This window comes from Mesorhizobium sp. M7A.F.Ca.US.010.02.1.1, from assembly GCF_004023085.1.
Taxonomy (GTDB): Bacteria; Pseudomonadota; Alphaproteobacteria; order Rhizobiales; family Rhizobiaceae; genus Mesorhizobium.
This window is the reverse complement of record NZ_RZRV01000079.1, coordinates 1-10,513: the sequence shown is the minus strand read 5'-3', so window position 1 is coordinate 10,513 and position 10,513 is coordinate 1. Positions and strand designations below refer to the sequence as shown.

Annotated in this window: 7 protein-coding genes and 4 pseudogenes; 7 read left to right on the top strand and 4 right to left on the bottom strand. The window is 59.5% G+C overall.

Going from position 1 to position 10,513, the window contains the following annotated elements:
- Both EOA19_RS34230 and EOA19_RS36510 read right to left on the bottom strand, forming a co-directional pair.
- Nucleotides 1-403, bottom strand: a 403-nt coding sequence (locus tag EOA19_RS34230; RefSeq protein ID WP_164747208.1) for a hypothetical protein, incomplete at its 3' end; no start/stop codon positions are given.
- Nucleotides 400-678 carry an AlpA family phage regulatory protein gene (locus tag EOA19_RS36510; RefSeq protein ID WP_063169289.1) on the bottom strand — a complete coding sequence of 93 codons (279 nt, stop codon included), beginning with the start codon at nucleotides 676-678 and terminating at the stop codon, nucleotides 400-402. The genes EOA19_RS34230 and EOA19_RS36510, both read right to left, overlap by 4 nt.
- A gap of 975 nt (nucleotides 679-1,653) precedes the next feature.
- Here EOA19_RS36510 and EOA19_RS34220 point away from each other — a divergent pair.
- Both EOA19_RS34220 and EOA19_RS34215 read left to right on the top strand, forming a co-directional pair.
- Nucleotides 1,654-3,585 (top strand): potassium transporter Kup, encoded by a 1,932-nt coding sequence (locus EOA19_RS34220; RefSeq protein ID WP_063169287.1) that lies wholly within the window; start codon nucleotides 1,654-1,656, stop codon nucleotides 3,583-3,585.
- Between the two features lie 307 nt (nucleotides 3,586-3,892).
- Nucleotides 3,893-4,353 (top strand): annotated as a pseudogene (locus tag EOA19_RS34215) (OB-fold nucleic acid binding domain-containing protein); the annotation flags it as partial.
- A gap of 512 nt (nucleotides 4,354-4,865) precedes the next feature.
- Here EOA19_RS34215 and EOA19_RS35540 read toward each other — a convergent pair.
- Nucleotides 4,866-5,362 (bottom strand): annotated as a pseudogene (locus EOA19_RS35540) (aldehyde dehydrogenase family protein); the annotation flags it as partial.
- Between the two features lie 611 nt (nucleotides 5,363-5,973).
- Here EOA19_RS35540 and EOA19_RS34200 point away from each other — a divergent pair.
- Complete coding sequence (locus tag EOA19_RS34200) at nucleotides 5,974-6,312, top strand: helix-turn-helix transcriptional regulator (protein WP_063169282.1); 339 nt, start codon at nucleotides 5,974-5,976, stop codon at nucleotides 6,310-6,312.
- Nucleotides 6,302-7,618, top strand: coding sequence for a HipA domain-containing protein (locus tag EOA19_RS34195; protein ID WP_063169281.1), 1,317 nt, complete (start codon nucleotides 6,302-6,304; stop codon nucleotides 7,616-7,618). The genes EOA19_RS34200 and EOA19_RS34195 overlap by 11 nt, the downstream gene beginning before the upstream one ends.
- Nucleotides 7,619-8,187: 569 nt before the next feature.
- Here the strand turns inward: EOA19_RS34195 and EOA19_RS34190 are convergent.
- Nucleotides 8,188-8,547: a hypothetical protein gene (locus EOA19_RS34190; protein WP_126066776.1), complete on the bottom strand. Its 360-nt coding sequence runs from the start codon at nucleotides 8,545-8,547 to the stop codon at nucleotides 8,188-8,190.
- 516 nt (nucleotides 8,548-9,063) lie between these two features.
- On the opposite strand from EOA19_RS34190, the pseudogene EOA19_RS36305 reads away from it, so the two are divergent.
- The 3 genes and pseudogenes from EOA19_RS36305 to EOA19_RS34175 form a co-directional block, all read left to right on the top strand.
- Nucleotides 9,064-9,597 (top strand): annotated as a pseudogene (locus EOA19_RS36305) (IS21 family transposase); the annotation flags it as partial.
- 10 nt (nucleotides 9,598-9,607) lie between these two features.
- Nucleotides 9,608-9,921: pseudogene (locus tag EOA19_RS34180) on the top strand (ATP-binding protein); the annotation flags it as partial.
- Nucleotides 9,922-10,113: 192 nt separating this feature from the next.
- Nucleotides 10,114-10,513, top strand: a 400-nt coding sequence (locus tag EOA19_RS34175; RefSeq protein ID WP_164747207.1) for a hypothetical protein, incomplete at its 3' end; no start/stop codon positions are given.

The window sequence follows — 10,513 nt, the reverse complement described above, 5'->3', positions numbered from 1 at the left end:
GCTTGGCATCCGCGTAGTCGCTGCTCCCCTCATTCCCATCGGACGCATTCATCGCCATATCGCGCGGGTCCAGATAGCCTTCGAATGCGGATTCTGCAAAAGGACCTGCCAGACACGCAACTATCTCTTGGATCGCTTCATCGCGTTGGAAATGTCGATCCATATCGTTCTCGAAAATCGGCTTTAGCTCCGAGGTGAATCCTTGCGCTGAATAGAAAACCGTGCCTTCGACAAAACCACCGCACTCTCCGTCACCGGCGTCGGGGTAAATACTAACACTTGAGAAAGCAGGGAGTTCACGGTCGTCGTCGAACATCTGACGGTGCAAAACGATGGCGGCCACCGCGTGCCCGGCTTCGTGATGCGCCACAGACGGGAGAAGATATTGGGAGGCTACATTCATGCGGTGCGGCTCTCAGATCTAGTTTCCATCCAAGCCCTGATATCGGATTCAAGCCATGCGACTCGGCCGGGGGAGATGCGACGCCGCTTAGGGAACAGGCCTGCCTTCAGAGTCGCGCGGTCGCGCTCGAACTGCGTTCCACTGAAGTGCTTCAGGGTCTTTGCCGACTGGCCGGCGGCCCAGGCAAGTGCCCGCTCGCCTTCCACATCTTCAAGCCAAAGATAGAGATCGTCGTCGGGAGCATCCAGCGTTGGACGGACATCAAATGCGTTCATGTCCGGACAGCCTTCAGAAAGAAGGGATAGAGGCTTCCGTTTGATCGGGAACGCTTAGTGTTGGTAGCGGCGCCCACATGTTCGAAAAGCGTGATCATTGATGAGTTCTTCCAGTCGGTGCGGCATCGCAGTGCTTTTGCGCATAGGACCGCAATTGTCGTGCCAACTGGGAAAATCGTTTCGGAACAACGTGATCGCTCTGGCAGCGTTGTGTCAGATGTCCGACATCGTCGAGAATCCGACAACGAGTGCTCCTCCTAATCACCGGATCAACCTCCGGCGCCAGTCGGTGACACCGCATTCCTCTGTCTTTCCAGGAGACGGCGTGGACATCAATGCCGTTCCTCACCGAACCCGCCTCCTAGCCCTTCGCCCATACGTCACGGCCGCCCCCCGGTTTGGCTTCAACCTGAAGGATTACGGCGTCCTCTTCGCAGAGAAGATCGGGTTGTTCGTGGCGCGCGCAGCGGAGCCCAAGGAGCTTTTCTGGGTTGCGGATACTGGCATGTCGATATTACGACCGTGTGTCCTTCGACAAGCTTGGTGGCTTCTTCAACCAGAATCTCGCCGCGGAGATCGAATCGTTATCTGCGCCGCAAAGTGCGGCCGGTGAGCGGCGTGGCCCTGCGTTCCAGTTGGCCACGGTCCTCGCTGGGACGAGCAAGTAAATGGCTTGCGCAGCAACGGTGCGATCACACCTGGAGCACGGCGTCATCAGGAAAGCGCCATCCTTGTGCGCCCACGACACCCTGGTCGCCATCGGCCGCATCGCGGGGGGGCACTGTGGGCGATAACCATTCATTGATCTGGGCGATTGAGGGTTCTGCCGGGGCGCTATTGCTGCTCGGTAGGGCTGCGGGCTGGCGAGTCTACCAAGGCGAGCAACGACAGGCGAGACGGCAGACATTACGTGACGGAACTTGATATTGCAGTGCAGCAAGCGTAGAGCACCGCGCGCTTATCGGAGTGTCGTCCATGGCCCTTACCAATGCTGGTAACGAGGCAGAACCTGTCGAACAATCGAGCCATTCTGAGGTCGAGCAGCACAGCACCAAGGCGCTGATGTTGGGCGCACTAGGTGTCGTTTATGGCGATATAGGCACCAGCCCGATCTATGCATTTCGCGAGGCGTTGCATGCATCAGCGGGTGGCAACGTCGCCAGCCGTGGCGACATCCTCGGCGTACTCTCGCTGATCATCTGGTCCCTGACGATCACCGTGACGATCAAATACATCATGTTCGTGCTCCGCGCCGACAATCGAGGCGAGGGCGGAGTGCTGTCGCTTATGGCGCTGGCGCGCAACAGTTTCCCGACCTGCTCTGCGGTGATCCTCGGCATCGGCATCGGCATCGGCATCGTCGGCGCGGCGCTTTTTTTTGGCGACGCCGTCATTACGCCGGCAATCTCGGTACTGTCGGCGGTCGAAGGTATGAATGTCGTCACGCCGACGTTCCAGCCCTATGTGGTGCCGCTGACACTGGCCATCCTGGCGATCGTGTTTGCGGTACAGCGGTTTGGCACCGGCGGCGTAGGATTGGTGTTCGGACCCGTTACCGCGCTGTGGTTCCTGGCCATCGGCCTTTCCGGGCTCAACCACATCATGGACGACCCGGAAATCCTGCTGGCAATCAGCCCGCATTACATCGTGTCGTTCCTGGTCAACTCGCCTGACGTCGCCTTCGTTACGGTTGGTGCAGTCTTCCTCGCCGTCACCGGAGCCGAGGCGCTCTACGCCGACCTCGGCCATTTCGGCCGCAAGCCGATCGTGCTCGCCTGGCTGGCGATCGTGTTCCCTTGTCTGTTGCTCAATTATGTCGGGCAAGGCGCCTTCGTGCTGGCAAATGGCGGCGTTGTCGGTCATCCGTTCTTCGAGATGAACCAGGGCTGGACGCTTATTCCGATGGTCGTGCTTGCCACGGCGGCGACCGTGATCGCCTGCCAGGCGGTGATCTCCGGCGCCTTTTCGCTGACCAGGCAAGCGGTACAGCTCAACATGCTGCCGCGTTTCGTCATCCAGCACACGTCGGAAAAACAGTCGGGCCAGATCTATCTGCCGCGCATCAACCTGATGCTGGCGCTGGTGGTGATGCTGCTGGTGGTCGGCTTCGGCGAATCCAGCCGGCTGGCCTCGGCCTACGGTATTTCGGTGACCGGCAATATGCTGGTGACGAACATACTGCTTTTTGTTGTGATGACGCGCATCTGGAAATGGCCGCTCGGCGTCGCGATAGCCTTAATGGCGGTGTTCGTCTTCATCGATACCGGCTTCTTTGCAGCTAACATCGTCAAGGTATTCGAAGGCGGCTGGGCCTCGCTTGCCATTGCCGCAGTGATCGTGATGACCATGTGGACTTGGATAAGAGGCAGCAGGTATCTATTTGACAAGACGCGCAGGAACCAGATTCCGCTCGATTTCCTTGCGGGCAATCTGTTGAAGAAGAAACCGCAGCTGGTGTCCGGTACGGCCGTGTTCCTGACCAGCGATCCCGCCAGTGCGCCGACCGCGTTGATGCACAGCCTGAAGCACTACAAGGCGCTGCACGAACAGAACGTCATCCTCTCTGTGGTGACGGCGCAGCAGCCCGTGGTGCCCGACAGCGAGCGGATCAAGATGGAAACGATCAATGAGCTGTTCATGCGGGTGACACTGACCTTCGGCTACATGGAACAGCCTAACATCCCGCGTGCGCTGGCGATCTGCCGCAAGCAGGGTTGGAAGTTCGACATCATGACGACGTCCTTCTTCCTGTCGCGTCGCTCGCTCAAGGCGTCACCCAACTCCGGCATGCCGGTGTGGCAGGACAAGCTGTTCATCGGCTTGGCGCGCACGGCCGCCGACGCGACGGAGTATTTCCAGATCCCGACCGGACGTGTGGTCGAGATCGGAACGCAAGTGGCCGTTTAGGTATGCCCGGTTAAGCAGAATCAATTGGCATTTCGCGAGCCGGTGAATGCCTGACCGGGCGGAGGCCACGATGCTTGCGCCAAACTGGGGTCCGGTTCCAGGCCTGAAGCTTCCGGCCCCGAAAGCCGTCCTTTACGCCTGCGATCATTTCCGTTCCGCATTGTCTTGCCGACCCACCAGTCGAGATGCGCTGAAACGACCTCGCCGGGCAGCAACTTATCATTTGAACCTAATCGATGTGCCGCAAGTCCGACCTTCATTCTTCAGTTCACAGGCTAGCGTTGCCAAAATCGGCGTGCCGCCTAACCGGCGCCGCACCGTGACCTGTCAGGATGCTATGCAGGCGCGAGGCAGAAGCTGGCTCGAGGCCGCCGGCCTGGTGCTGGTCCGGCAGCGGCCGGGCTCGGCCAAAGGCTTCATGTTCCTCTGGAGGATGAGACGGGTGCGGCAAACGTCGTCGTCTGGGTCAAGATCTCTCGAGAAATTCCGGCGCGTGCTTCTTGCTTCGGCCATGCTCGGCGTCCGCGGACGCATCCGACGGAAGAGGAGGTGGTGCACCTCGTCGCCCACGAGCTGACCGATCTGTCGGCCGGGCTGGCCAGCGTGGGAAACCGCAAGACGCCGTTTCCGTTGCCGCACGGCCGAGGGACGAGGCTCATCACGGCGGATCGGGCATCGATCCGCGCGGCATGCCGAAGGGGCGCGACATCGTCGATGCAGTATGACCATATCGACCCTATCAAGTTCAAGACGCGTAACTTCCGGTAGCGCTTCCGGAGGCCACTTCAGCAGCATGTTGTGCACACTTTTGTCGGACCCTGTTAACTGCCGATTGGCAGCAGGTCACCCCGTGCCGGATCCCAAATGTCGTCGCTCTCAAGCGCAACGACTGCCCGCACCCTTTTTAAGTCAGCGAGCACCTCCACCGCCGGACGCCGCCCCGTTTCCTGAGCCGCGGCGTAACGGGTGTATTTGTGACTGTCCGGCTCAAACCACTTCAACGATTCCAAAGTAGCCATGGCATCGCCCTTGCGGCTGCGCGTGATGCGAATGATCGTGATCCCATCCTAAGCGCTCGCGTCGAATGGAGACACGCTGCCAACGCTTCATCTGCTCTACCCCATCTTTGTTCCAAGGCGGTCGGATCATCTCAATGAGCCCTGCCTCGGGGTGGCCAAAGCATGCATATTTATCGTTCGGCCCCGCATCGAATTATCATCTGCGATGTGGGACTCGATCTTGGGTTGGCGACGGCTTCGCTCCGGGAGTAGACGTCGGACCACTGATAAGTGCCGGACCTTCTCCACAATTTCTCGGCGGACTCATCGTGAACGCTCGATTGGACGTAAATGCGGTTCGCGGAAACGCAGGTCTGGCCGGCATTGCGGAACTTCGCCTGGACCGCACCGTCAACAGCACCGTCAATGTCGGCATCATCGAAGATGATGAAAGGTGCATTGCCGCCGGTTTCAAGGCTGACCTTCTTGATCTGGTCAGAGCACTGACGCATCAGCAGCCGTCCGACCTCGTTCGAACCGGTAAAGCTGATCTTTGGAATTGGTGCAGAGTTCACGGCCCACGCGATCACCTTCGGACGCATAGATCAGGTTGACCACGCCATCGGGAAAGCCGGCCTGATGGCGAGAGCAAACATTGCACCTAGCCACGCCACGATAAGATCGAGCGCGGCTTCGTTGCGTGCGGGTCTGTGGTCAGTGGAGGGCGGAGGAAAAGCGCTCGGCGTGCTCGCCCTCGCGATACCACTGGTTCGCGCCGGCAAGCGCCAGTTTCTGAGGCAAATCGCCGAACAGCTGGTAGAGCCTTACTCTCAGGGCTTGGCATCTATGTCGCCTACGACCGCCACATGCAGCCCGTCGCGTGCGAAAGCGGCTTTGTGGAAGGCGCTTAGATCGGAGGGCGTTACGCTAGTCAGCCTCCCTTGGGCGGTCTCGAATACGGATGCGTGCGTAGATTCCGCGCCGCCAGGCCAGCTCGGCGATCGCATGAGGTTCGCGCTCATTGGCAATGATTTCGGAGAGAAGCTGGGCGCGTATGCGGTCGAAAAGTGCTGGTGTAGCCGGATGCGGGTCCCGCCGCCGAGAATGTCGGCCAGCAGTCGAGCGCCGCGGCCCCGCACCAGGGACCGCCCATGAATGACTCATGCGAGGCGTCTCAAGGCTGTCCGCGATCCAGCGCCAGATCTCCGCCTCGCCCGAGACGCGCAGAGCTGGCCGGTTGTGCAGGAGCCGTCGGCAATATCCGCCTTCCTCGTTCGGATGGGTAACGCTTGCGATACGGAGTCTTGACTTTGGCAGTCGCTCTGTGACATTACCTATATAAAGTTCGAAAGAAGGCGATATGGATCATGCATAGGTCACAGAGACCCGAATGAAGGCAACGTATAAACGCACCTATTCGCGCTACGCGATGGAAGCGCTTGGCCTTTTCGGTAAGACCATCCGGCTTGGCCGGATGCAGCACCGGTTAACCGCACAGGAGTTAGCCGAGAGAATCGGTGTTTCACGCAGCACCCTGCAGCGCATCGAGAAGGGCGATCCCAAAGTCGAAATCGGACTGATGTTCGAAGCTGCTGCCATTGTCGGTGTGAAGCTGTTCGATGCCGACGGCAATGGCATCACAGCCCTCACAGGCCGCATGGACGATCGCATCGCGCTGCTGCCGAAGCACGTCTACAAGGCCGGCAAGCAGATCGTCGATGAGTTCTAAGGTCCCCAAGTACGACGAAGCCTATGTCTGGGTCTGGCTGCCGGGCGAGACCGCGCCGGTTGTCGCCGGGCGGCTATATGCCCATGACGGACTCGTCAGCTTCAACTATGGCAGGAGCTTTCGTGAACTGGGAAGCGCGATCCCGCTTTATCTCCCGGAACTGCCCCTGAAGGCAGGCGAATTGCCTTTGCTTCCTGGCCTAACCATGCCGGGATGCATCCGCGATGCTGCCCCTGATGCCTGGGGACGACGGGTTATCCTAAACCGCAAATTCGGTGTGAAGGGCGATGAAATCGCGCGGCTCGATATTTCAGAACTGACGTTCTTGCTGGAATCAGGCTCGGACCGCATCGGCGCGCTCGATTTTCAGTTTTCGCCAATGCATTACGAGCCGCGCGCACTGGCCAATGCCACTCTCGAAGAGCTTGTCCAATCGGCGGAGCGGGTAGAGAAAGGTATTCCGCTCACCCCCGAATTAGATCAGGCGCTGCATCACGGCAGCTCGATCGGCGGCGCAAGGCCAAAGGCGCTGATCGAGGGTGACGCCGTCAAGCATGTCGCGAAATTTTCCTCGTCTGCCGACCTTTACAGCGTCGTCAAAGGAGAATTCATAGCCATGCGGCTTGCCGCCTTGTGCGGCATCAGAGCGGCATCCGTCTCGCTCGTTCGCGCCGCAGGCAACGACGTGTTGCTCGTCGAGCGATTCGACCGGATCAAGGTCACGGGCGGCTGGCAACGCAAATCCATGGTCTCAGCGCTGACGATGCTCGCGCTCGATGAGATGATGGCGCGTTACGCCAGCTACCAGGATTTGGCGGAGATCATTCGCCACCGATTCACCGCGCCGTCGGAAACTCTGCGCGAGTTGTTCAGCCGCATTGTCTTCAACATACTTTGCGGCAACACCGACGATCATGCCCGCAACCATGCGGCATTCTGGGACGGCGCTAAGCTCACCCTCACGCCTGCGTACGATATTTGTCCGCAGGCCCGCAGTGGCCAGGAGGCCAGCCAGGCCATGCTCATCAGCGGCAATAACCGCATGAGCCGGATAGCGTCCTGCCTTGAAGCGGCGCATCACTTCCTGCTCAGCGCGCCGGAAGCTCTTGCGATTGTTGAAGGCCAGCTCCGATGCATTGCGGAGAATTGGCCGCGTGTCAGCGAGGAAGCTACGCTATCCGGCACAGATCGCAATCTGTTCTGGGGCCGACAGTTCCTCAATCCCTACGCTTTTACGGCGCTGGAAGGAAGCGCCGACGTTCTCCGCGCTCTGGCTGACGAACTACGCAACAGTGTTCACGCCTGATCCGGCGCTGGATTTCGGACAAGCTCGGCAAGCGCAAGACGCCCACAATATCGACAACCCTTGCCGTGCCAGGACGAAGATTGAACAAACGGCTCTTCAACAGTGACAACGTGCACTGCGGAGAGATGTGGAGCTGACACCGCAAAAGCCCAAGACGCGCGACTTCCCGCGATACAACTCCACATAACTGAGCGTCTACAAGCGGTGCAGCCAGCCAAACATCCAGCCATCAAAGCGATGATCGTCTGATCTTTTGCCGATGACATCACGTCGGGGAAGCCTTGTTCGAGCGCTTGCCGCTTCATATCGATACCGGCCTGGGCGTAGCGCATCGTTAGTTCAGCCCGAGTGGCCTGGCCATCGACTGATGGTGGCGATGTCAACACCCGCCTTGACGAGGTGGATGGCCGTCGTGTCCCGCAAAGGGCGATGATGGATGCTTTTTTCCGCCATGGTGGTTCCTTCGCCCGCAGCCATGTGTGCGCAGCAAGTATGGAACACCGAACCGGGTGAGCAGTGTGGGGCGGTCGTTGCTTTGCTCGGCGGGACAGGGCGATACCAGACGAAGGTCACAATCGAAGATTCAGGATCCCTGAACTCGTGCATCCGTATTGAACATCAGCGAAAACAGAGCGTAATCCCGCTGTCCAGAAGGCGTGCGGCGGACGATACGCGCCAGGACGCTCTTGATTTCCGGGCTCATCGAGATATTCGACAGGTGCCACCCACGCGCCCTCTTGAAGGGAAGTGTCACCACCAGTTGCAGCGTATCCTAATATTCGGGGTGCTCCGAAATCAGGAACCGCGCAAAGGCATGCATCGCCGCCAGCCTTGCATTGCGGGTCGCAACTGCCACGCTCGACCTCAAGTGATGTGAGAAAGCTGCCCATCCTGTCGGTATTGATGTCGGAGACCGCTTCTTCTTTCAAGAATATCTTCCCGCTCTCCCGCGGCATGAGCCCGTGGCATGCTTCGGCCCAATGCTGTGGATTGATGTTTCTTCATGCCACAACCTCGCTGACGAGACCGCCGAAAGCCCCTTCAAAGCGGTCGGTGGCGATCTCTCGCAGCTTTGGAAGGTAGTGCATTGATTTTTCGTGGAATGGGGACCCTGTTTAAAGGGTGATTTTCGTCCAAACGGGACCCCTTAACGATGGGGTCATCAAGATGCCTCCGGCTTGATCGGAGGCATTTGTGTTTTGGATGTTGGTTTTAGAGACGATTGCAAAGATACGTCGGCTGTCGCTGGTCCAGGGGAAGTCGATCAAAGCGATCTGCCGTGAGCTGAAGATCTCGCGCAAGGTGGTGCGCAAGGTCCTGCGTTCTGAGGAGACGCAGTTCCGCTACGAGCGCAAGCACCAGCCCTATCCCCGCATGGGAGCTCGGCGTGAGACGCGGGACCGGCTGCTGTCGGCGAATGCGGCCAAGCCGCAGCGGGAGCGGCTGCCGGTCGCTTCGACGGCTTCCATTGCATTCCCCCGTCGGTGTCGAAGACCTGCACGGTGCGCTTCGACAACAACAAATACTCGGTGCTGTCGAGTGCCGTCGGTCGGCCCATCGAGATCCATGCTTATGTCGATCGGATCGCATCCGCCAGAGGATGGCGTGGTCGTGGGAGAACACGTTCGCTCCTTTGGCCGCAACGAGGTCGCCTACGATCCCTGGCACACGGCGCGCGCCGTTCCTTGGCTGGGTCGTGCGGTCGGCAATGGAGAAGGTGCGGCGCAGCTCAAGGCGGTTGATGACGTCGACCGGCAGATGGTGTTGATCCTCACCTGGGTGCTGACCGACGGATTGAGCGCGGTCGAGGCCGCCTGTCAGGAAGCCATCGAGCACGGTGCATCGTCGGCGCCGGTGATCCTCAACATCCTGGCCCGCAGCCGCGATCCGGCGCCGGGCACGATCCTTTCCATTCCCCAAGCGCTGAAGCTAGCTCACGAGCGGTCGCCGACTGCACCCGCTATGACAGTCTCAGGAGGACAAACAGCCATGGAACGCACCGAGGTACTGGAACTGATGGGAGCGCTGAAGCTCTACGGAATGCGCAGAGCCTATGACGAGATCATGGGCGCGTCGCCATCAAGCGACGGCACGAGCCGCCCAGGATTGTCGGTGATCTCTTGCAGGCCGAGATATCGGAGAAGCAGGCCCGCTCCATCAAATACCAGTTCGCTGTCGCCAAGTTGCCGCTGGCCAAGGACATCGACGACTTCGACTTCGCCGACACGCCGGTCACCCCCTGATGCGCGATCTCGCCCGGCCGCGCCTTCGTCGCCGATCAGCGCAACATCGTCCTGGTCGGCCGCCTTCACGGGTCACCCAACTCGCGCGGAAGGTCGACCGCATTGCGACGGGCGCGTGTCGACTTCCCAACAATGTCAGACAGGAGACGCAACGCTATCGGAGCGATCGCATTGCCCGAAACGATTTTCCCAGTTGGCACGACAATTGCGGTCCTATGCGCAAAAGCAAACTAGACCTGAGAGCCGCACCGCATGAATGTAGCCTCCCAATATCTGCCGCTTGTGGCGCATCACGAAGCCGGGCACGCGGTGGCCGCCATCGTTTTGCACCGTCAGACGTTCGACGACGACCGTGAACTCCCTGCTTTCTCAAGTGTTAGTATTTACCCCGACGTCGGTGACGGAGAGTGCGGTGGTGTTGTCGAAGGCGCGGGTTTTTATTCAGCGCAAGGATTCACCTCGAAGCGAAAGCCGATTTTCGAGGACGATATGGATCGATGTTTGGAACGCGATGATGCGATCCGGGAGATAGTTGCGTGTCTGGCAGGTCCTTTTGCAGAATCCGCATTCGAAGGCTATCTGGACCCGCGCGATATGGCGATGAATGCGTCCGATGGGAATGAGGGGAGCAGCGACTACGCGGATGCCAAGC

Bases quoted from the DNA above. Each gene is read 5' to 3' on its own strand.
- EOA19_RS36510 (WP_063169289.1), bottom strand. From the start codon at position 678: ATGAACGCATTTGATGTCCGTCCAACGCTGGATGCTCCCGACGACGAT.
- EOA19_RS34200 (WP_063169282.1), top strand. From the start codon at position 5,974: ATGAAGGCAACGTATAAACGCACCTATTCGCGCTACGCGATGGAAGCG.
- EOA19_RS34195 (WP_063169281.1), top strand. From the start codon at position 6,302: ATGAGTTCTAAGGTCCCCAAGTACGACGAAGCCTATGTCTGGGTCTGG.
- EOA19_RS34220 (WP_063169287.1), top strand. From the start codon at position 1,654: ATGGCCCTTACCAATGCTGGTAACGAGGCAGAACCTGTCGAACAATCG.